This is a genomic window from Enterobacter soli (assembly GCF_964208575.1).
In the GTDB taxonomy this organism is placed as follows: Bacteria; Pseudomonadota; Gammaproteobacteria; order Enterobacterales; family Enterobacteriaceae; genus Enterobacter; species Enterobacter soli_A.
The window spans coordinates 187,685-207,779 of sequence record NZ_CAXOFU010000007.1; the positions used below are offsets into that span (position 1 = coordinate 187,685).

18 protein-coding genes are annotated in these 20,095 nt (G+C 57.1%); all 18 read right to left on the reverse strand.

Features of this window, described 5'->3' with window-relative positions:
- Nucleotides 1-151: 151 nt before the first annotated feature.
- Nucleotides 152-1,048 (reverse strand): GalU regulator GalF, encoded by an 897-nt coding sequence (galF, locus tag AB6V08_RS09855; protein WP_368542482.1) that lies wholly within the window; start codon nt 1,046-1,048, stop codon nt 152-154.
- 176 nt (nt 1,049-1,224) lie between these two features.
- Nucleotides 1,225-2,616 carry a colanic acid biosynthesis protein WcaM gene (wcaM, locus tag AB6V08_RS09860; RefSeq protein WP_368542483.1) on the reverse strand — a complete coding sequence of 464 codons (1,392 nt, stop codon included), beginning with the start codon at nt 2,614-2,616 and terminating at the stop codon, nt 1,225-1,227.
- 12 nt (nt 2,617-2,628) lie between these two features.
- Nucleotides 2,629-3,849: a colanic acid biosynthesis glycosyltransferase WcaL gene (gene wcaL / locus AB6V08_RS09865; protein WP_368542484.1), complete on the reverse strand. Its 1,221-nt coding sequence runs from the start codon at nt 3,847-3,849 to the stop codon at nt 2,629-2,631.
- Nucleotides 3,846-5,126, reverse strand: a complete 1,281-nt coding sequence (gene wcaK / locus AB6V08_RS09870; protein ID WP_368542485.1) for a colanic acid biosynthesis pyruvyl transferase WcaK — start codon at nt 5,124-5,126, stop codon at nt 3,846-3,848. The genes wcaL and wcaK overlap by 4 nt, the downstream gene beginning before the upstream one ends.
- 17 nt (nt 5,127-5,143) lie before the next feature.
- Nucleotides 5,144-6,622, reverse strand: coding sequence for a colanic acid undecaprenyl disphosphate flippase WzxC (wzxC, locus tag AB6V08_RS09875; protein WP_368542486.1), 1,479 nt, complete (start codon nt 6,620-6,622; stop codon nt 5,144-5,146).
- Nucleotides 6,623-6,631: 9 nt separating this feature from the next.
- Nucleotides 6,632-8,026 carry an undecaprenyl-phosphate glucose phosphotransferase gene (gene wcaJ / locus AB6V08_RS09880; RefSeq protein ID WP_368542487.1) on the reverse strand — a complete coding sequence of 465 codons (1,395 nt, stop codon included), beginning with the start codon at nt 8,024-8,026 and terminating at the stop codon, nt 6,632-6,634.
- Nucleotides 8,027-8,140: 114 nt separating this feature from the next.
- Nucleotides 8,141-9,511 carry a colanic acid biosynthesis phosphomannomutase CpsG gene (gene cpsG, locus AB6V08_RS09885; protein ID WP_368542488.1) on the reverse strand — a complete coding sequence of 457 codons (1,371 nt, stop codon included), beginning with the start codon at nt 9,509-9,511 and terminating at the stop codon, nt 8,141-8,143.
- Nucleotides 9,512-9,620: 109 nt separating this feature from the next.
- Nucleotides 9,621-11,057: a mannose-1-phosphate guanyltransferase gene (cpsB, locus tag AB6V08_RS09890; RefSeq protein WP_368542489.1), complete on the reverse strand. Its 1,437-nt coding sequence runs from the start codon at nt 11,055-11,057 to the stop codon at nt 9,621-9,623.
- A gap of 3 nt (nt 11,058-11,060) precedes the next feature.
- On the reverse strand, nt 11,061-12,284 hold the full coding sequence (gene wcaI, locus AB6V08_RS09895) for a colanic acid biosynthesis fucosyltransferase WcaI (protein WP_368542490.1): 1,224 nt from the start codon (nt 12,282-12,284) through the stop codon (nt 11,061-11,063).
- Nucleotides 12,281-12,760 (reverse strand): GDP-mannose mannosyl hydrolase, encoded by a 480-nt coding sequence (locus AB6V08_RS09900; protein WP_368542491.1) that lies wholly within the window; start codon nt 12,758-12,760, stop codon nt 12,281-12,283. Before AB6V08_RS09900 ends, wcaI begins: the two co-directional genes overlap by 4 nt.
- A 2-nt stretch (nt 12,761-12,762) precedes the next feature.
- On the reverse strand, nt 12,763-13,728 hold the full coding sequence (gene fcl, locus AB6V08_RS09905) for a GDP-L-fucose synthase (protein WP_368542492.1): 966 nt from the start codon (nt 13,726-13,728) through the stop codon (nt 12,763-12,765).
- 2 nt (nt 13,729-13,730) lie between these two features.
- Nucleotides 13,731-14,852, reverse strand: coding sequence for a GDP-mannose 4,6-dehydratase (gene gmd, locus AB6V08_RS09910; RefSeq protein WP_028016374.1), 1,122 nt, complete (start codon nt 14,850-14,852; stop codon nt 13,731-13,733).
- 25 nt (nt 14,853-14,877) lie between these two features.
- Entirely contained in the window at nt 14,878-15,432 is a 555-nt protein-coding gene (wcaF, locus tag AB6V08_RS09915) for a colanic acid biosynthesis acetyltransferase WcaF (protein WP_368542493.1), read from the reverse strand.
- A gap of 15 nt (nt 15,433-15,447) precedes the next feature.
- Nucleotides 15,448-16,194 (reverse strand): colanic acid biosynthesis glycosyltransferase WcaE, encoded by a 747-nt coding sequence (gene wcaE, locus AB6V08_RS09920; protein WP_368542494.1) that lies wholly within the window; start codon nt 16,192-16,194, stop codon nt 15,448-15,450.
- Nucleotides 16,195-16,210: 16 nt separating this feature from the next.
- Nucleotides 16,211-17,431, reverse strand: a complete 1,221-nt coding sequence (gene wcaD, locus AB6V08_RS09925; protein WP_368542495.1) for a colanic acid polymerase WcaD — start codon at nt 17,429-17,431, stop codon at nt 16,211-16,213.
- A complete protein-coding gene (wcaC, locus tag AB6V08_RS09930) occupies nt 17,406-18,623 on the reverse strand; it encodes a colanic acid biosynthesis glycosyltransferase WcaC (protein WP_368542496.1) in 1,218 nt (405 codons plus the stop codon). Before wcaC ends, wcaD begins: the two co-directional genes overlap by 26 nt.
- Nucleotides 18,620-19,111, reverse strand: coding sequence for a colanic acid biosynthesis acetyltransferase WcaB (wcaB, locus tag AB6V08_RS09935; protein WP_368542497.1), 492 nt, complete (start codon nt 19,109-19,111; stop codon nt 18,620-18,622). The genes wcaC and wcaB overlap by 4 nt, the downstream gene beginning before the upstream one ends.
- Complete coding sequence (wcaA, locus tag AB6V08_RS09940; RefSeq protein WP_368542498.1) at nt 19,111-19,953, reverse strand: colanic acid biosynthesis glycosyltransferase WcaA; 843 nt, start codon at nt 19,951-19,953, stop codon at nt 19,111-19,113. Before wcaA ends, wcaB begins: the two co-directional genes overlap by 1 nt.
- Between the last annotated feature and the right edge of the window lie 142 nt (nt 19,954-20,095).

Sequence of the window (20,095 nt, forward strand, 5' to 3'; positions counted from 1 at the left end):
GAAACAAGTAGAAACACCTGTTATTTAACATATTGTTATCGTTGCAGATCTTTAAAACAAATAGAGCAACTGGCATCAACAGGTTTTATGTAACCTGCAACACCAGTTGCCTTATGAACAGAAACTATCCACTGCATACAAAAATCGATGCTTAGCTATCAGCCAGCAGCTTCTTAATGCTCTCGCGGAACTTCTGCCCTTCTTTGTGATTACGCATTCCGTAGTTCACGAACGCCTGCATGTAGCCCATTTTCTTACCGCAGTCGTAGCTCTCGCCGGTCATCAGCATGGCGTCTACGGACTGTTTTTTCGCCAGCGCGGCAATGGCGTCAGTCAACTGAACGCGACCCCATGCGCCTGGCTCGGTGCGTTCCAGCTCGGCCCAGATGTCGGCGTTCAGAACGTAGCGGCCTACGGCCATCAGATCTGAATCCAGCGTCTGCGGCTGATCCGGTTTTTCGATAAACTCAACGATACGGCTTACCTGCCCTTCGGAATCCAGCGGCTCTTTGGTCTGGATAACGGAGTATTCGGACAGATCGCCCTTCATACGTTTAGCCAGAACCTGGCTGCGGCCGGTTTCGTTGAAGCGAGCCACCATCGCGGCGAGGTTATAGCGCAGCGGATCGGCGGTGGCGTTGTCCAGAATAATGTCTGGCAGCACAACGATAAACGGATTATCGCCCACGACAGGACGCGAGCAAAGAATGGAGTGACCCAGACCCAGCGGCTGTGCCTGACGCACGTTCATGATGGTTACGCCAGGAGGGCAGATAGACTGCACTTCTGCCAGAAGCTGACGCTTAACGCGCTGCTCAAGCAACGCTTCGAGTTCGTAAGAGGTGTCGAAGTGGTTTTCAACCGCATTCTTGGAAGAGTGCGTCACCAGAACGATTTCTTTGATCCCTGCAGCAACAATCTCGTCGACAATGTACTGAATCATCGGCTTATCGACGATCGGCAGCATCTCTTTAGGAATAGCCTTTGTGGCCGGCAGCATATGCATGCCCAACCCCGCCACCGGAATGACTGCTTTCAAATTAATCATTATTTCTTCCACCTTAAAATGGTTGACGAATTATAGCTCTTAAACCTGTTTTCGCCAGCATGATTTACCGGAGACTTCATGTGATATTACGCTTTAGCATCACAAAATACAGTAGTTGCACTTTGAATAAATCGTGAATTGATACCAGGATTAATCGCAAAATAGCGCAGCCGGGGCTAACCCCGTGGCAGGCTAAAATTTAACCTTTCGGTATTCACAGTATGTTGATCGACCCGATCAATATCGACGGAACTTTGCCCTTTCTCATTTACCGCCTTGATGTTCGCCAGCGAGAGTAATGTCTCCTCTTTCGCCATGAACTTACCGCGAATATCCTTGCGCAGGTCGAAGTTCATCTTCAGCGCGGGGCCAATGGCGGCTTCCTGCATCACGTTGATGTTACGCAGGAAAAGGTGCTGGGGCTTATTGTGAAGCTCAAGGGTCGCGCGCGTCATGTTGACGTTGGTGATGGCGACAAAGGAGGTGGCGTTGCCGGAGGAGATTTGTATCCCGCGCAATTTATAATCAAGCTGCCGGTTATCCAGGCGAATATCATTGAGCTTGAAGTTCTGAGGTATCGACAGATAATCCCCTTTAATCACCCCGTAGCCAATTAACATGCCGGCGCTGTTGACCATATCTATATTATCAATAACGAAATTATCACAGCCATAAATTGCCACGGTGGCATTATCAATTCCGGCCTTTTTACTGAAATCCGGGGTGATATTTTTGGCTTTTACATTACGAATAATAAAGTGTTTGCCGTTTTCGACGTGGACTAATTGGCGACAATTGCTGCCGGTGATATTGGCAACCACAAAGTTTTTGACCACCTGCTTCTCAGGATAATCATTGTCATAGGTGCTGCCCGCCAGGCCAATGCCGATGCCCCAGTTGATCTTGCCGTTGGTACAGTTGATGTTATCGATGACGTGGTCGGAGATCAGAATATCGCGATCGTTAATGGCGACGTTCCATTCAATCGCATCCCCTTGCAGATGGCTGAAGCGGCTGTTGGTAATACGCGCCCCCGCCACCTGATTATGAAATCCCTGGCGCAGAATGGCGTAATTCGCCTGGGTGACGGTGATATTGTCGATCACCAGGTTGCGCATCACTTTAGGCTTTTTCCCGCCGATGTAGATCTGGGTGACGGGGCCAAACCCGCTCATTGCCAGCCCCTGAATGGCGCAGTCTGAACCGCGCACGTCCAGCGTGATGTTCTCGGTGCGCCCGCCGTTTTCTCCGATCACTTTGCAGCCGTCCTGCAATACGAAGCGCCCGCGCCCGTTGCCCGTCAGCGCCCCGCGGATCAGCAGCGTTTTCCCGGCGGGGATAAAAATGCCGGTATTGATGTTTTCACAGGTTAATCCGGCGGGCACCACCACGGTGTCGCCTTCGTTGAACGCCTGCTTAAACGCGGCGATCCAGTCGTTATTGTTGTACTGCTTAATGTTGACCGTACTGCCGCTCGCGGCAAAGGCGAAGCGGCTGGACAACAGCGGCGCGGCGGCAAGCGCCGAGCACGATGAGATAAACGAGCGTCGGGTAATTTTTTTCAGCATAAAACCTCGGCGTTAAAGCGTGTGTAGCAGGCTGGCCAGCTCGCGGTTAATCACGTGCTGGTTGAAGTCAGCCTCGACCTTCCGCCGCGCATTTTGCAGCACCGGGATCAGCGCCTGCTGGTCGATATGGCTGAAGGCCGCCAGGCGCTCGGCCAGCGCTGCCGCGTCGTTTTCCGGCACCAGCCAGCCGGAGCGGTCGGGCTCGATAAGTTCAGGAATGCCGCTGTGCAGCGTTGAAACCACGGGAATACCGACCGCCATCGCCTCCATCAGCGCGACGGGGATACCCTCCATATCCCCGTCGGCGCCCGTCACCGAGGGCAGCAGGAACACGTCCGCCTCATCCAGCATCGCTTTGACTTCGTGGCTCGGCTTAAAGCCCGGCATCTCAACCACGCCCTCAAGCTGATACTGCTCGATAAGGGTGCGCAGGCGGCGCTCCCACGGGCCGATCCCCAGGATGCGGTAGCGGAAGTCCACCCCGCTCTCTTTCAGCTGGCGGCAGGCTTCAATCGCCACGTGCAGCCCTTTTTTCTCGGTCAGGCGCGCCACGGAGATAATCTGCAGCGGTTTACCCGGCACCTTCACCGGGCGCTGGGTAAAGCGTTCCATATCCACGCCCATGCGCGACACGGTGATTTTCTCCTCCGGGCAGCCCATGATTTTCAGCCGTCCGGCCCACAGCTCGCTGATGGGCAGCATCATGTCGCCGCGGCGAAAAAGCTGCTGATACTCCGGCGTATAGTGATTCAACACCTCGCGGCTGGAGATATCGATCCCGTGGAAAATGGTCGCGATTTTACCGTCAATCACCCCCAGCTCGCGCAGCTTGGCCGCCGTGACCCCGGCCGGGCCGAAGTGGGCGATAAACACGTCCGCGCGATAGGGGCGAGGGTTTTGCCCGCAAATCGACGAGAGGATCAGGTTGCAGGACTCCGCGCCGTAGCGCGACACGTTCAGCGCCCGCCACGTCGACGGACGATGGATGCCGCGCAGCGTCTGGCCGGCCCGGTGGCGCAGCTTGTTCAGCCGCCCGCCCGGCTCGTCCTGCAGCCAGCGGGTTTTGGCCTCCAGCCCGTACTGGGCGTAGGCCGCATGGGTGTTTTGCGTATCGCCCTTTTGCAGGGCGATAATTTCCACGTCATATCCCATATCGATAAACGCGGTAATCTGGTTCAGCACAAAGGTTTCTGACGACAGCGGAAATTTCAGCAGGAAGAAACCAACCTTCATTTGCCCTCCCCCACGCGGTCGAGAACCGATTTCACCATCCCGATGCCCTTTTCACGTTCGGCAGCGACCGCAATCGCCAGGCGTTCGTTGATGAGCGGAAGCTGGCCGAGAGTGTCGCCCACCATCGCGCCGAGCGAGCCGTCCAGCAGATGGCGAATATCCACCGCCATCTCCGGCATCCCGAGCTGCTGCATAATGCCCGCGGATTTGTGTTCATAGTTGATGGCAATCGCCGGGGTGCCGAAGTTCATGGAGATGATCGCCGAGTGCAGGCGCGTGCCGACGGTCAGGTCGCAGGCTGACAGCAGCTTGCCCATCTCCAGATCGTTGAGCTCGTCCATCACCACGTGATAGCGCGACGGATCGCTGACGTACTGGCGCAGGTTCAGCGCCACCATGCGGTCATCCTTGTTGTAGCTGTCGATGCCGGTGCAGGTGGAGAGCGCCAGCACCTGATAGCCGCTGTCCAGAATGCGGTTTACCACGTCGGCAAAGGCCTTTTCGTAGGCTTCCTGCGTGGTGCCCAGACGTTTATCAAACGGCGCCAGCTCGCGCAGGGTGATGGCGACGGTTTTCTGCTTCGCCGCCACGTCCAGCCAGTGCTGCACCGCGTAGCTGGCCTGGAAGCTGGCGTCCTGATGGTCCACCAGCCAGGCGGTGTCCACGCCGTGCTCCACTTTCGAGGTGTCGATCTCGCTGCGCTTCATCAGATCGAGGCTGACGGACTCGCGCAGGATCAGCGCGTCGCAGTGGCCAAAGACGTAGTTCGCCAGCTGGTTGAACTGCGGATCCTGGAACGGGCCGACGCTGTGGCCGATCATAAACAGCGGTTTTTTCGCCATAAAGGTGCAGAGCGCGTGCTCAAACTGCGGCACGCCGTAGAGATCGACGAAGAACGAGCCGCCCACCTGGATAATGGCGTCGTAGCCGGACAGCAGGCGCACAAAGTCGGTGAAGCCCTGCGCAATCGCGATGTTGCGCAGCTTGCCGGTATCGGTCACCCGGGACAGCAGCACCTGGTGCTGATAGCGACGGCGCAGAACCTTCTTCACTCGCCCCATCACCCCGGCGGCGGTGTTGTGCTGCTTCATCTGGCTGTAGAGCGGGTCGCCCATCACCGGGCGGTTGAGCAGCCAGGAGGAGCTGACCGGATAACGGCTCATCACGTCCACTTCGGTGTCAGGCTTAAGGGTGTTAATCGCATCCAGTAAACCGCGCAGAATGGCGCTGTCGCCACGGTTGCCGCAGGTATGGTTGCCAAGAATTAATAATTTCATAATGGCCTCTTAAATAACTAGCCTGCGCGAAGCAGCGTTTTCATTTTTTCGTTACGGCAAAACTGGCGTTTCATCTCCACCACCAGCGCGTTGCGCGACAGCACGATCATCACTGCGAAGGCCAGCGCGCCCGCGCCGACCTGCACCGCGAGAAGCGCCGCCAGCGGCAGGTGCCCGTTGAGCACCACGCCCAGGCCGTAGCTCACCGCAAGCGTGGGCAGGGAAAGGTAAAACGGCAGCCACAGGCTGAGGATGTACTGACGATAGCTGGAGCCAAGCACCGGCTTAATCATCACGAAGTAGCTCAGAACGGTGTTGATGATTTGCACCAGCAGGAAGCCGAGCGTGACGCCAATCGCGCCCGCCAGGTGGCCGCCGACGATAATCGCGGGCACAAACAGGAAGGTTTTGAAGACGTTGAACTTAAAGCTGATGTCCACGCGGGCTTTCGCCATCAGCAGCGAGCCGATAGGGTTACCGACGGAGCGCAGCAGCCCGACGATGCACAGCAGCTGCAGCACCGGAATGATGCTGTTCCATTTTTCGCCAAACACCAGCGGCACCACGTTGCTGGAGACCACCATCAGCCCCAGCAGCACCGGGAAGTTGATAATCCCCACCACGGAAAGCAGCTTGTAGAAGTTCACGCTCAGCTTTTCGGTGTCGTCCTGAATTTTGGCGAACGCCGGGAACAGCACGCGGGTGATGATCGGGTTGAGCTTCATCGGCGGCACCACCGCGACGTTGTAGGCCAGGTTGTAGCCCCCCGCCACGCTCGCCCCGAGAATACGCGCCAGCACCAGCGTTGACAGGTTGGTGTTGACGTAGTTGATGATGCTGTCGGCGGTCAGCCAGGCGCCGAAGCGCAGGTTAGACGACACCGACGCCAGCGAGAAGTGCAGGCCCGGACGGTAGATCTTGCGGCCAAAATAGCCGAACAGCAGCGTGCGCACGGCGGAGTTCACCAGATACCCGAGGATCGCGGTGATCGCCAGCGGCCAGAAGTGGGCGCTGACCACGGTAAAGGTAAAGCCCGCCAGCACCGCGCTGGTTTCGATCATGCCGATCTTGTTGAATTCCAGCTCTTTTTGCATCAGCGCGCGGAACTGCTGCCCGTGGGGGATGACCACAAAGGCAAACGACAGGGTGCGCATCAGCGGAGCCAGATCCGGGTTATGCAGGACGCGGGCAATCACGTCGCTGAGCGCAAACACCAGCGCAAAGACGGCGATCCCCAGCCCGACGTTCAGCCAGTAGAGCGTGGTGAGCTCCAGGTGGCTGATCTCTTTTCGCTGAATAATCGAGTTGGCGATGCCAAAGTCAGACAGCGTGTCGGCCAGCGCGATAATCACCAGCGACACGGTCAGCAGACCAAACTGGTGGTTATCGATGATGCGCGCCAGCACCGTCATCTGCACCAGCCCGAGGCCAATGATGACAATGGTCGCCATTGCCGACCATTTCGCACCGCTGATGGTTTTTTCACGTAAGCTCATGACCGTTCCTTAATACGCCGCTTTGTTTACAAAGCCTTTAAAGATGGTCAGAAAGACGATTTTGATATCGAACCAGAGGCTCCACTCGCGGATGTACTCCAGGTCAAACTCAATACGCTTTTCCATTTTTTCCAGGGTGTCGGTTTCACCGCGCCAGCCGTTGATCTGCGCCCAGCCGGTAATGCCCGGCTTCACCTTGTGGCGCAGCATGTAGCCTTCAATCAGCGAACGATACTGCTCGTTATGCGCCACGGCGTGCGGACGCGGCCCGACAATCGACATTCCGCCGGTGAAGACGTTGATAAACTGCGGCAGTTCATCAAGGGAGGTGCGGCGCAGGAAATTCCCCACCCGCGTGACGCGCGGATCGTTTTGCGTCGCCTGGGTGACCACCTTGTCGTTTTCCATCACCTTCATGGAGCGGAACTTCCACACCATGATCGGCTTGCCGTCGATGCCGTAGCGGGTCTGGCGGAAGATAATCGGCCCCGGCGAGGTGAGCTTCACCGCCAGCGCGATGCCGCACAGCACCGGCGAGATCAGCAGCAGGATCAGCGACGAGAGCACGATATCCTCTGCGCGCTTGAGCACGCGGTTGATGCCGGACAGCGGCGTGTCGTACAGCGGCACGACCGGGACACCGTTCACTTCGTCGATGCGGGAGTGCAGGATGTTAAAGGTGAAAACATCCGGAATGAGGATCACCGAACAGGTGGTGTCGGCAAGTTCGCGCACCAGATGCTTAATGCAGGATTCATCGCTCATCTGCATGGCGATGTAGACGTTGTGGATTTTGCCTGCTTTAGCGTCTTCAATCAGCTGGTCAAAGTTACCCGCCCAGTCGGACGACACGCCGCCGGGTTTAGCGTCGTGATAGATACCAACCACTTCCAGGCCGAGCCACGGCTCTTTGCGAAAGCTGTCGAGCAGCACCTGTCCTACCGGAAGATCCCCGGCAACCGCTACGTAGCGGGTGTTGTAGCCCCGGTTGCGCAGCCAGCCCGCTAAATAGCGGATAAGCGAACGGCAGACCACCATCCCCACGCTGGTTAAAACGTACCAGCAGAGATAGGTCATCAGACGGTTGTCAAAATCCTTGCTGAAGGCCACCAGCCCGGCGCTGAAAATCAGGCTCAGGGTCCAGTTTTGCAGCAGCAGCATCAGCTCGGTGGTAATTTTGACGCCGCGCCACGAGCGGTAGAAGTCGGTCATCCCGCCGATCATCTGAAACACAACCAGCGCAATCAGCGCCATCAGCAAATGCATATAGAAGAATGGCTGCCCGCTAAGACGGCACACCACCCACAGGCCACCGACCATGATGGTGATGTCAGAAAATCGCTGCACCATGGAGATTAACGATGCATTCGTTCTGGCTCGCTCGCGCTTTCTTAGATTTGTCATCGTTGTTCCTTTCGTTCTAAACCTTCCCCCTCACCCTAACCCTCTCCCCAAAGGGGAAAGGGTGTTCAAATTCCCTCTCCCCTTTGGGGAGAGGGCTGGGGTGAGGGGCAATGATTACTGATTCAACAGCGCCAGAATGTCCTGCGTTCGCGCTTCCATCAGCGGCACGTCGGCGCGCGATTCCACGTTCAGGCGCACCACCGGCTCGGTGTTGGAGGAACGCAGGTTAAAGCGCCACTGCGGGAACGACATGCTGATCCCGTCGGTACGGTCGATCTCCAGGGCGTGCAGCGCAAAGTGGTGCTCCACGCGGGCAATGGCCTCGGCGGGCAGCGCCAGGGTGCTGTTGATCTCCCCGCTTGCCGGGAACGCCGCCATGCGGTCGCGCACCAGCTCGCCCAGGGTTTTGCCCTTCAGGCACAGCAGCTCGGTCACCAGCAGCCACGGGATCATCCCGCTGTCGCAGTAGGCAAAATCGCGGAAGTAGTGGTGGGCGCTCATCTCGCCGCCGTAGATGGCGTCCTCTTCGCGCATTCTCTCTTTAATGAACGCGTGGCCGGTTTTGGACATCACCGGCGTGCCCCCCGCCGCGCTCACCACGTCGACGGTGTTCCACGACAGGCGCGGATCGTGAATGATTTTCGCGCCCGGGTTTTTCTCGAGGAAGGCTTCCGCCAGCAGGCCGACGATGTAATAGCCTTCGATGAACTGGCCTTTTTCGTCGAACAGGAAGCAGCGGTCGAAGTCGCCGTCGAAGGCGATCCCCATATCCGCGCCGTGCTCAATCACCGCGTTGCGGGTATCGGCGCGGCACTCCGGCAGCAGCGGGTTAGGAATACCGTTCGGGAAGTTGCCGTCCGGGGTGTTGTGAACTTTGATAAAGGTGAGCGGCACGTTCAGCGCCTTAAAGCGGGCTTCCAGGGCGTCAACAACCGGGCCCGCCGCGCCGTTACCGGAGTTAATCACCAGCTTCAGCGGCTTGAGGTTTGCCACGTTGATGTAGCCCAGCAGGTGGTCGATGTACTCTTTTTGCAGGGAGATCTGCTTATAGCTGCCGCGCTTTGCGTCGTCCACCGGCGGGAAGTCGTTGGCCTCCGCCAGACGCTGCACGTCGCGCAGGCCGGTATCGCCGCTGATAGGACGTGCGCCCTTGCGCACCAGCTTCATGCCGTTGTAGTCCATGGGGTTATGGCTGGCGGTCACTTCGATGCCGCCGTCCACGCCCAGATGGAAGGTGGCGAAATAGATCTCTTCGGTGCCGGAAAGGCCGATATCCAGCACGTCAACGCCCGCGTCCTGCAAGCCTTTCGCCAGCGCCAGCTTCAGGGATTCGCTGGTCAGGCGCACGTCGCCGCCCAGAACAATGGTTTTGGGCTTTAAATATTCGCCGTAGGCGCGGCCGATACGCCACGCGATGTCTTCATTGAGCTCTTCGCCGAGCTTGCCGCGAATGTCGTAGGCTTTAAAACAGGTTAATTTTTCCATGATGACCCCTTTTTCAGGCAACAGTTGGCCCGCCCGATTAACAGGCTAAATATTTTTTTTCATTCGTAGGCCCGGCGGGCGACGCGCCGCCGGGCAGGATTAACCGGCGCTACACCCGCCCGTAGCGATCCTGGAAGCGCACGATATCGTCCTCTTCCAGATACGAGCCGGAGCGCACCTCAATGAGATCGAGAGGAATTTTCCCCGGGTTTTCCAGACAGTGCGTGGCCCCCAGCGGGATGTACACTGACTCGTTTTCACCGAGCAGTTTGATTTCGCCGTCGATGGTCACTTTGGCGGTGCCCGCCACCACGACCCAGTGTTCGGCGCGGTGATGGTGCATCTGCACCGACAGCCCTTCTCCCGGCTTCACGGTGATGCGTTTAACCTGGTAGCGATCCCCGGAATCGATGGAGTCGTATTTGCCCCACGGACGGTAGACTTCCCGGTGGATGTGGTGTTCATGGCGGCCATCGGCCTTGATTTGTTCAACCACTTTTTTCACGTCCTGCACGGCGTTACGGTCGGCAATCAGCACCGCGTCTTTGGTCTGAACCACCACCAGGTCTTTTACCCCGACCGTGGTAACCAGGCCGGACTCGGCGTAAACGTAGCTGTTTTCCGTCTTGTGGCTGATGACATCGCCGTGATGGACGTTACCCTCCGGGGTGTGGGCGCTGATCTCCCACAGCGAGGACCAGGAGCCCACGTCGCTCCAGCCCGCATCCATCGGCACCACCACCGCATCCGCCGTGCGCTCCATGACCGCATAGTCAATGGACTCTTCCGGGCAGGCGAGGAACGCGGCTTCGTCAACGCGGATAAAGTCGAGATCCGGATCGACCACGTCCATCGCTTTTTGACAGGCGCTGAGGATATCCGGGCGGAATTTCTCCAGCTCTTCCAGATAGCGCCCGGCGCGGAACAGGAACATGCCGCTGTTCCAGTAATATTCACCGCTGCCCACGTAGGCCTGGGCGGTTTCCAGATTCGGTTTTTCAACAAACTGCGCCACGTTAAACGCCACGCTGTCGCCTTCGCCCGGGGTCACCTCGCCGCGGCGAATGTAGCCGTAGCCGGTTTCCGGCAGATCCGGGACGATGCCGAAGGTCACCAGCTTGCCGCTCTCGGCATACGGGATAGCGGCGCGCACGGCCTCGCGGAAGGCGTCTTCCTGCTGGATCACATGGTCAGCGGCGAGCACCAGCATCAGCGGGTCGCAGTCGGTGCTGCTGCGCTTTGCCGCCAGCGCCGCCAGCGCGATGGCCGGGGCAGTGTTACGGCCCGCAGGCTCCAGAATGATGTTTTCCGTCAGCTTGTTGAGCTGACGCAGCTGCTCGGCGACGATGAAGCGGTGCTGTTCGTTACAAATCACCACCGGGCTTTCGCACTCCACGCCGTTCAGACGGCAGACCGTCGTTTGCAGCATGGTGAGATCCCCTTTCAGGCAGAGGAACTGTTTTGGATAGAGCACGCGGGACAGCGGCCACAACCGGCTACCAGAGCCTCCAGCCATCACGACCGGAAAGAGTTTGGTTTGACTCATGATTTATCCCCGTATATCTGCAATAAATTGGCTAAGCACGTTCTCTTTTTCGAGCGTGCGTTCGGCATACTCACGTGCCACCGTGTTCACTTTTGGCATGGCGAGTGCCCGTTCGATCCCGGTCACCAGCGCGTCAACCGACTCCGGTTCCACGCAGACGGCGATCCCCGGATAGCTGTCGCACAGCTGCCCAAGCTCCGTGCTCGCTTCGGCGGTGATCACCGCGTTGCCGCCCACCGCCAGAATGTTGGTCAGCTTGGAGGGCAGAACCGCATCCGCCGCGCCGCGCTTCTGGACCACCAGATGGCAGTCCCCCATCTTCAGCAGCGCGGGCAGCGCCTCGTAAGGCTGAAGCGGATAAAATTTCACGTTGCTCAGGCCGCGGGCGCTGGCCATCTTTTCCAGCCGCGCTTTACCGCCGCCCTGGCCGACAATCACAAACGTCCACGGCTGGTGACGAAGCTGGTGTGCGGCGTCAATCACGCTCTCCAGCCCCTGCTTTTCGCCGATGTTGCCCGAGTAGAGAATGATTTTTTGGTTATCGGGCAAACCGAGCTGCTGGCGTAACGCCGCGGCATCCTGCTCTGACACGTCGCGAAAACGCGCCACTTCCGACCAGTTCGGGAAAAAGATCACCTTTTCCGCCGCCACGCCCTTCTCCTGCGCTTTGTTCATCATCGAGCGCGAGATGGTCGATACGTAATCGACGTTGTGCAGGCCGTTACGCTCGAAGGCGCTGGCAAGTTTTGCCACCTTGCCGCCTTTACCTTTGCCCGCCATCCCCAGACCGAGCATGGCGTCCACTTCATAATCCTGAATGTGCAGCAGCGTGCGCGCCCCGGAGAGCTTGCCCAGAAGGCGCATCCCTGGCGTGCAGAACAGCGTTGGCACCACGCCGATGATGCGGTCCGGCTTCCAGCGGCGCTGGGCCATCAGCGGGAAGAAGCTGCTCAGGGCAAAGCTGCCCAGATGAATTAAACGTTTCAGCGTCGAGGGCTGCTTTGGCACGTACAGCGGGCAACGCCAGACGGTCGCCACCCCCTGCTCGCGGCGGTAGCGCCAACTTGAGTAGCGCTCCCCCACTTTCCACTCCGGGTAGTACGGCGGTGCGGTAATGACCCGCACCTCGTGCCCCTGGCTTGCCATCCACTCGACCATTTCACCGGTGTATTTCCCGATGCCGGTTAATTCCGGCGAGTAGTTGATTCCATAGACCAAAATTTTCATAAGCCCGGCACTCCGGACTGACGATCGGCCAGAAAATAGGCCCGGCTGTTGTCGTGCACGTTGTCACTGGCCAGCAGCGCTTCTGGCGTCAGCCAGCGGTAGTCGTCATGCTGCGCATCGGGCAGACGCAGGTCTGCCTGATTGACCTTCAGGCGAAAACCGAGCACCACGTAGTGGGTGGTGAACGCCGTCCCGGAAAAGTTATCGTCATAGAAGTGCTGCCAGACCCCGAAAAACTGCGCTGAAGACTGCGCCAGGCGCAGCCCCAGTTCCGCCTCGGTAAGACGCTCAAACGCGCGGTCGAGCGTCTCATCCTTCTGAACCCGTCCACCGGGTACGAACCAGTACCCCTGCGCGGGGCGGTTGGTTCGTTTCCCCAGCAAGAACTCGCCGCGTTCGTTCTCCACCAGCAAATCGATTGAGATAAGCGGCGTGGAACGTACTACCGTGGCAAAATCTTCCTGACTTAAAAACATGATTACCCCCGGAAGCGGTGCTGGTTTTCGAGGAACCACTGATAGGTGCTTGCCAGCCCCTGCTCCAGCGACACCTCGTGATACCAGCCCAGCTGATGCAGGCGGGTCACGTCCAGCAGCTTGCGCGGCGTGCCGTCCGGTTTAGAGGCGTCGAACACCACGCGGCCCTTGTAGCCCACCACTTTGGCGATGGTCTGCGCCAGCTCGCGAATGGTGCAGTCGATCCCGGTGCCGACGTTGATGTGCGACAGCATCGGCTGGGTGTTCTCCTGCCATACCTCGCGGTCCAGCTCCATCACGTGAATGCTGGCGGCAGCCATATCGTCCACGTGGAGGAACTCGCGCATCGGCGTGCCGCTGCCCCACACCACCACGTCCGGGGCGTTTTCCGCCGTCGCCTCGTGGAAGCGGCGCAGCAGCGCCGGGATCACGTGCGAGTTGCTCGGGTGGAAGTTATCGTTCGGCCCGTACAGGTTGGTGGGCATCACCGAACGATAGTCGCGGTCGTACTGGCGGTTATAGGACTCGCACAGCTTGATCCCGGCAATCTTGGCAATGGCGTAAGGCTCGTTGGTGGCTTCGAGCGTGCCCTGCAGCAGCTCGCTTTCCGCCATCGGCTGTTTCGCCAGCTTCGGATAGATGCAGGATGAGCCGAGGAACAACAGCTTGTTCACGTTGTGCAGATGCGCCGCGTGAATGATGTTGCTCTCAATCATCATGTTTTCGTAAATAAAATCCGCCGGGTAGGTGTTGTTGGCGACAATGCCGCCCACCTTCGCCGCCGCCAGATACACCTGATCGATACGCGCGTCGGCAAAGAAATCCTGTACGGCTTTGCCGTCCAGCAGGTTCAGCTCGTCACGGGTACGGACAATCACCTCAACGTCACCGCGTTGTTCCAGCTGGCGAACAATGGCGGAACCCACCATGCCGCGATGACCGGCGACAAAAATACGTTGTTTGGTCATTCTCAGGACTCCAGCGCGATGGCAACCTCGTAGCCGTGGGACTTCAGCAGAGAGTGTTTCTTCGCCGCTTCAAGATCTTTCGCCACCATCTCAGAGACCATCTCCTGCAGCGTGGTTTCTGGTTTCCAGCCCAGGGTTTCGTGCGCTTTGGTTGGGTCGCCGAGCAGGGTTTCTACCTCAGCAGGACGGAAGTAGCGCGGGTCAACCTGCACAATCACATCGCCTGGCTTCACGCCCGGCGCGTCGTGGCCGGTGACAGAGACAACGATGCCCTTCTCATCCACGCCGGTGCCTTCAAAGCGCAGCTTGATGCCCAGCTGTGCCGCCGCCATTTCCACGAACTGACGCACGGAGTACTGCACGCCGGTGGCAATCACGAAGTCTTCCGGTTTGTCCTGCTGCAGCATCATCCACTGCATCTTCACGTAGTCTTTGGCATGGCCCCAGTCGCGCAGGGAATCCATGTTGCCGAGGTGCAGGCAGGATTCCAGACCCTGAGCGATGTTGGCGATAGCGCGGGTGATCTTACGGGTTACGAAGGTTTCGCCACGGCGCGGGGATTCGTGGTTGAACAGAATGCCGTTACAGGCGTACATGCCGTAGGATTCACGGTAGTTCACGGTGATCCAGTAGGCGTACAGCTTGGCAACCGCATACGGCGAGCGCGGGTAGAAAGGCGTGGTCTCTTTCTGTGGGATTTCCTGTACCAGACCGTACAGCTCGGAGGTGGACGCCTGGTAGAAACGGGTTTTCTTCTCAAGGCCGAGGAAGCGGATGGCTTCCAGCAGGCGCAGCGTGCCCATGGCATCAACGTCAGCGGTGTATTCCGGGGATTCGAAGGAGACCGCAACGTGGCTCATCGCGCCCAGGTTGTAGACTTCATCCGGCTGCACTTCCTGTAAGATGCGCGTCAGGTTGGAGGTATCGGTCAGGTCACCGTAGTGCAGGTGGAATTTCGGGTTTGCCGCATGAGGATCCTGATAAATGTGATCCACGCGCTCGGTGTTGAAGGAAGAAGCACGGCGCTTAATACCGTGAACTTCGTAACCTTTTTCCAGCAGGAGTTCTGCCAGGTAAGAACCATCCTGCCCGGTAACGCCGGTGATGAGAGCGACTTTAGACATGTTTATTTTCCTCTGTACGTACTTATCAAAGTTTTTCAGTTTCTACGCGTTCGCGTATCACCACTGCGGGGTTGCCACGGCAAACTTTATTTGCCGGTAGCGATTTAAAAACGCTGCTGCGGGCACCAATTACCGTGCCGTCGCCAACAGAAACGCCGGGTGCAACAAATACATCCGTTGCCAGCCAGCATTTTTCACCGATCACAATAGGCGAAGCGGTAATATCAAAATGCTGACTCATAAAATCGTGACTGCCGGTACACAAATAACACTTCTGCGATACCACTGAATTTGCACCGATGGTGATGTCACCCAGGGTATATAACACCGCGTCATCCCCAACCCAGGCGTAATCACCGAGGGTTAATTTCCAGGGGTAAGTAATTTTTACCGACGGGCGAATGACTACGTTTTTTCCGATTTTTGCACCGAATAACCGTAATAAAAATGCGCGCCAGCGGTAGAGTATTTGCGGGGACCAGGCAAATAATGTCGCCTGAACCGCCCACCACAGCTGAACTTTAATACCGTTCCCGCCCCGAAAACCTTTCGGCACGGAGAATCCTTTAAGTTCTTGCATTACCTTTCCTTATATTCAGGCTTTGTTATATAAGGCTTTCGCTTTACCCGTCGTTTTAAGACGTAATAAATAAGACAATTCCGCTAATACGCCCGGCATGCGTAAAATATTGCGCTGCACGGATTTGGCGTCCTGACATAATTCCAGATTATTCGAGGTTGACACGCCGCCCATCGAAAATTCAGACACCAGGCCTTTAATTCGGCGAAAAGCATAGCCGGACTTATACAGTTTGGCCGCCAGCGCATAATCTGATGACACTTTATACTGCAAATCGTAAGGCTGTTTTTTCAGGCCCGCGGTCGGGAAGAAAATAGCCTGATGGCTGGCGGGCAAGCTGTGGTAGATATACCAGCCGGGCTTGGCGCTGCGCAGCACCTTATTGCCTTCACCAAAGTCCAGAAGCGCGTTGCCAATATACATGGCCTCTTCTTTCTGACGCGCCAGCTGGCGGGCGAATAGCGCCACGTCCTCGTGGAACACATCGCCGGAGTTAAGGAAGATCGCGTAGCGCCCCTGGGCCATCGCGATGCCCTTGTTCATGGCGTCGTAAATGCCCTTATCCTTCTCGCTGACGTAGCGTAAGTTGAACTCCCCGTTGAGTTTTTCGAGAAATTCTGCCGTGCCGTCATTCGACCCGCCGTCGACCACAATCCACTCAAACGTGAGGCTGGGATCGCGCGCCAGGTTGCGCAGCGAGCGCCAGGTTTTTACTACCCCTTCGTAGTTGCGAAAGGCGACAGTAATGACGCTAAGAAACATAAATCACCTCATTTCGTCATACGTTCGTAATATTGAGCGCCTTACGCAGAATAAACGGACAGACAATTAAGAAAGCATATTCCGGGCTAAATATTGACCCCGTAAAGAACAGCGACACTGGCGTAAAAAGATAAAGCTGCACGCGAAAGTTCTGGTTATCACCAAACGCATTAATCATCATTTTAAAAACTTTAAACAGATACCAAAGTGTCAACAGTACGGCGAACCACGAAAAATAAATAATTAACAGATACAGGCCATTGTCTATGGTTTTACCGACATCCGCACCGTTAAAGATTCCGAATGATGCTACATATTCGTAAAGTGAGCCGAATCTTACTACGCCGTCGATATGGGTTAATGAATAACCCACCATAACCAGAGGGCCAATGATGCGATAATAAGAGGATGAGCCTTCGGTTCCCAAATCGCCCAGACGCTCTGAGATGTACGGGAATGCAAATATCACGCCCACTAAAAATACCGTCAGGGAGATAATCGCCAGCGGCAGTTTTTTCTTAATCGCATCCTTGTTCAGATACTGAAACGCCCACTCCAGCAGGTAGAACAATATAAACGTCATCACCCCGGAGAAAGAACCTGACAGAACGATTCCTGCAAGAATCATAGCATCGGTCTTAGGGGTTTTGATACCAAACTGTTTGATGCTGAGCCAAATTGAGATTAACGCCAGAGCGAAAAACGCCGGTTCAAAATAGAGCGCCGTGGTGCGTTTACCGCCAAACTTAATGAAGTTCAGAACATAGCTGTTACTGTAAATGAGATATTTGGAAATTATCTCCATCAGGCTGCTGCCGCCGGTCAAAATAATTTGCGCCATTTCCATTGCAGCAAGCATAACAATGAACGCCACCGCAATATAAAAGAACCTGAGGATTTTCCTATAATTGTGCGGCGAAATAGTTTTAAAGCGAATACTCCAGACCATGCCAATAATTATAACGATATAAACAAATAGCATGGTTGAGGTAACGTATTTGCTGGCATCCAGCGACTGACCAAAGATGTAGTTAAATGCCGTTAAGCCAAAACCTAACCCCAGCGCGATCAGCAGTTTCTTCACGCTGATTTTCTCCACGTACAGCAGCAGCAGAACGGGCAAGAAGGTCACGATGGTGATGGGGAAGCTCTCACCAAGCTGGGCAATTTTGACGTTGACCAGCAGGTAGATCAGCGGCAGCAGCAGATAGCTACAGATTCTGATAGAACGAGACATACTCCTCCAGCATCTGTTGTCCACTGTAGGCCTGGCGGCTGCGGTTGCGGAACGATTCCAGGTCGGTGCCAAAAACGGCTTCGGCAATGGCGGCCTTCGGCAGCTGCACCAGCGGCAGCACCTCGCTTTCGCTGAAGGTTTTCCCGCCCGACTTTTCCAGCACTTCACGCGCCGCGTCGCTGTGGGTGGCAATCACCGGGACGCCAATCGACAGCGCTTCGCACAAAATCAGCGGGTAGTTGTCAACGCGCGAGCTGAACACCAGCGCATCCATCCCGTTCAGGGCGCTCATCAGCCTGCGCTTGTCCGTTTCGAAGCCGTGGTTCACCACGTTTGCGCCGTCGAACGGCGAAAACTTGCCGAAGGTGTGCAGCTCAACCCTGTCGCCGAGCGCCATGATGTCGCGCACCAGCTGCTGATTGGTTTTGCCGTCGTAGCGCAGGTCGTGCGCCACCACGGCAATTTTCGGCTTCCCGCGCGTTTCGGCGACCGGGGTCAACTCGGCCAGGATTTCTTCCGTTGCCACGTCGATGCCGTTGTTGATGATTTTGCAGCGCCCTGCCCCGTACAGGCTATTGAAGGCGTCCGCGACGTGCTGGCTCGGGGAGATAAAGGTACAGCCGAGCGCAAGCATGTCGCGAAACAGCTGGCGCTTGCCGGATACGAGCCGGTGCGCGCGATCCACCTTTACCGGCGGATAGTTGTTCAGGGTCGGGCATTTCTGGCAGCTGTTTTTCCAGCCTTCGCAGCCGTCGGTAAAGGCGCAGCGCCCGGTCACGCTCCAGTGGTCGTGCAGCGTCCAGACGAACCGGGTGTCCGGCCTGTGGGCCTTCACCTTCTGACAAAACGCCACCACCTCTTCGAGATTCAGCCAGTAGCTGTGCAGCACGTGAAAATGAAGCACGACCGGCTCCGCCGAGCGGGTCACCGTGCGGTACAGGCCGTTGAGATTGCCGAACAGATCGCGGTTAAACAGGCGGAACAGCGCGATGTTGGCGATGGAGGTAAGGCGCGGCGTCTGCTTCACCACCTGCGGGTAGTTGTCGTGGCTGACGCTTTTCTTGCCGCCCTTGCCGTAGCCGTAGATAAAGCGGGACTGAAGCCCCTTTTGCAGCGCGCGCTGGTGCAGATCCAGCGCCACGCCCGCCGCCCCGCCTTCCGCCAGGCGGACGTTAAATTGCAGAATATTCATTTGATCACCTTCACGCGGGCCTTTTCACCCACCACCAGCGCGTTGTCCGGGATGCTGTCCAGCACCACGCTGCCGGCACCGATGGTCACATTGTTACCCACGGTGATATCGCCAATAATCACCACGTTCGCGCCCAGCTCGACGTTGTTGCCGATAACCGGACAGGCCAGGCTTTCCGGCCCGCGGTTGCCGATGGTCACCGCGTGGCGAATGGTGAAATCATCCCCGGCGACCACGAACTTATTGATGACGACCGCGTAGCCGTGGTGGATGGTGAAGCGGCGGCCAATGGTCGCCGCGGCCTGAATTTCATAGCCAAAGAAGCACTCGGTGATGATGCGGTACAGCACCAGCACCGGCGCGGCCCAGATATTGTTCAACACGTTTTTTTTGCGCCAGACCGAGCAAAAATGTGCGATGCGGTAGGCCAGAACCATGCAGCACGGGCGCAGGCTCCAGCTATTTGCGCGGCAATCTTCCAGAAACATTATTTCCCCCGAAGTCCATCAGCCAGGCGTTTGCCGTTACGCACGGAGAGCAGCGTCAGGAGCGTGCGCCAGTTCATCCGCTTATTGCGGATCTGATAGAGGGTGTAGAGTTGATACTTACGGCTGGCACGGTCGAACTTGTCCTTGTGCTTGCGGTAAAAATGGAAATAGCCGGAGAACTTCTTCGGCGACGAGGTGATTTGCATCTCGCCGTGATTGATGTGCAGGATTTGCGTGGCTTCTTCCACCTTCCAGGGTTCGCCGTATTCCACCACCATGCGCAGGAAAATATCGTAATCCTGCGCCGCCTTGAGCTCGGTATCGAACAGACACTCCTTAAAGCGCCACGCCCAGGTAAAGACCTGATTGCCGATAATATTGCGCTTGTAAAACAGGCGGCGGGAGTACGGAGATTTCGGGTACAGCGGCAGGCTCGCGGGCTGCGAGTACACCTCGCCCTGGCAGACATAGTCGTTGGCGTACAAAAACGCGTGGGTAACCAGCTGGTGCTTGTGCGCCAGGAAGGTCGACAGGCGGTTTGGCGTCCATTCGTCGTCATCGTCGATGCCGGTCAGGTACTGGCCTTTAGCCTGCATAATCGCCTGGTTACGCACCGCGCACGCCCCGGAGTTAATGGCGTTGTGGGTGTACTTCACGCGCGGGTCGTTGAGATCCTCAACGAATTTCTGAAGCTGTTCCCAGGAGGAGGAGCAGTCGTCAACAATCAGCAGCTCCCAGTGGTCGTAGTCCTGACGTAAAACCGATTTAATCGCGCGGATCGCCAGCTGCTGGCGATTCCATGTCGGCATATAAATAGAAATTAAAGGGCGTTGTGTATTCATCTTTTTCCCCCTACCTCCACTTTCCCCTCACCCCTGCCCTCTCCCCAAAGGGGAGAGGGTGTAGGACGGTACCGAACACTCCTCTCTCACCAAAGGGGGGAGAGGGTGAAGGGCGGCACCGAACAATCCCCTCTCCCCTTTG

Excerpts from the sequence above, each read along its gene's own strand:
- galF (WP_368542482.1), bottom strand. The coding sequence starts at position 1,048 with ATGATTAATTTGAAAGCAGTCATTCCGGTGGCGGGGTTGGGCATGCAT.
- wcaM (WP_368542483.1), bottom strand. The coding sequence starts at position 2,616 with ATGCTGAAAAAAATTACCCGACGCTCGTTTATCTCATCGTGCTCGGCG.
- wcaL (WP_368542484.1), bottom strand. The coding sequence starts at position 3,849 with ATGAAGGTTGGTTTCTTCCTGCTGAAATTTCCGCTGTCGTCAGAAACC.
- wcaK (WP_368542485.1), bottom strand. The coding sequence starts at position 5,126 with ATGAAATTATTAATTCTTGGCAACCATACCTGCGGCAACCGTGGCGAC.
- wzxC (WP_368542486.1), bottom strand. The coding sequence starts at position 6,622 with ATGAGCTTACGTGAAAAAACCATCAGCGGTGCGAAATGGTCGGCAATG.
- wcaJ (WP_368542487.1), bottom strand. The coding sequence starts at position 8,026 with ATGACAAATCTAAGAAAGCGCGAGCGAGCCAGAACGAATGCATCGTTA.
- cpsG (WP_368542488.1), bottom strand. The coding sequence starts at position 9,511 with ATGGAAAAATTAACCTGTTTTAAAGCCTACGACATTCGCGGCAAGCTC.
- cpsB (WP_368542489.1), bottom strand. The coding sequence starts at position 11,057 with ATGAGTCAAACCAAACTCTTTCCGGTCGTGATGGCTGGAGGCTCTGGT.
- wcaI (WP_368542490.1), bottom strand. The coding sequence starts at position 12,284 with ATGAAAATTTTGGTCTATGGAATCAACTACTCGCCGGAATTAACCGGC.
- AB6V08_RS09900 (WP_368542491.1), bottom strand. The coding sequence starts at position 12,760 with ATGTTTTTAAGTCAGGAAGATTTTGCCACGGTAGTACGTTCCACGCCG.
- fcl (WP_368542492.1), bottom strand. The coding sequence starts at position 13,728 with ATGACCAAACAACGTATTTTTGTCGCCGGTCATCGCGGCATGGTGGGT.
- gmd (WP_028016374.1), bottom strand. The coding sequence starts at position 14,852 with ATGTCTAAAGTCGCTCTCATCACCGGCGTTACCGGGCAGGATGGTTCT.
- wcaF (WP_368542493.1), bottom strand. The coding sequence starts at position 15,432 with ATGCAAGAACTTAAAGGATTCTCCGTGCCGAAAGGTTTTCGGGGCGGG.
- wcaE (WP_368542494.1), bottom strand. The coding sequence starts at position 16,194 with ATGTTTCTTAGCGTCATTACTGTCGCCTTTCGCAACTACGAAGGGGTA.
- wcaD (WP_368542495.1), bottom strand. The coding sequence starts at position 17,431 with ATGTCTCGTTCTATCAGAATCTGTAGCTATCTGCTGCTGCCGCTGATC.
- wcaC (WP_368542496.1), bottom strand. The coding sequence starts at position 18,623 with ATGAATATTCTGCAATTTAACGTCCGCCTGGCGGAAGGCGGGGCGGCG.
- wcaB (WP_368542497.1), bottom strand. The coding sequence starts at position 19,111 with ATGTTTCTGGAAGATTGCCGCGCAAATAGCTGGAGCCTGCGCCCGTGC.
- wcaA (WP_368542498.1), bottom strand. The coding sequence starts at position 19,953 with ATGAATACACAACGCCCTTTAATTTCTATTTATATGCCGACATGGAAT.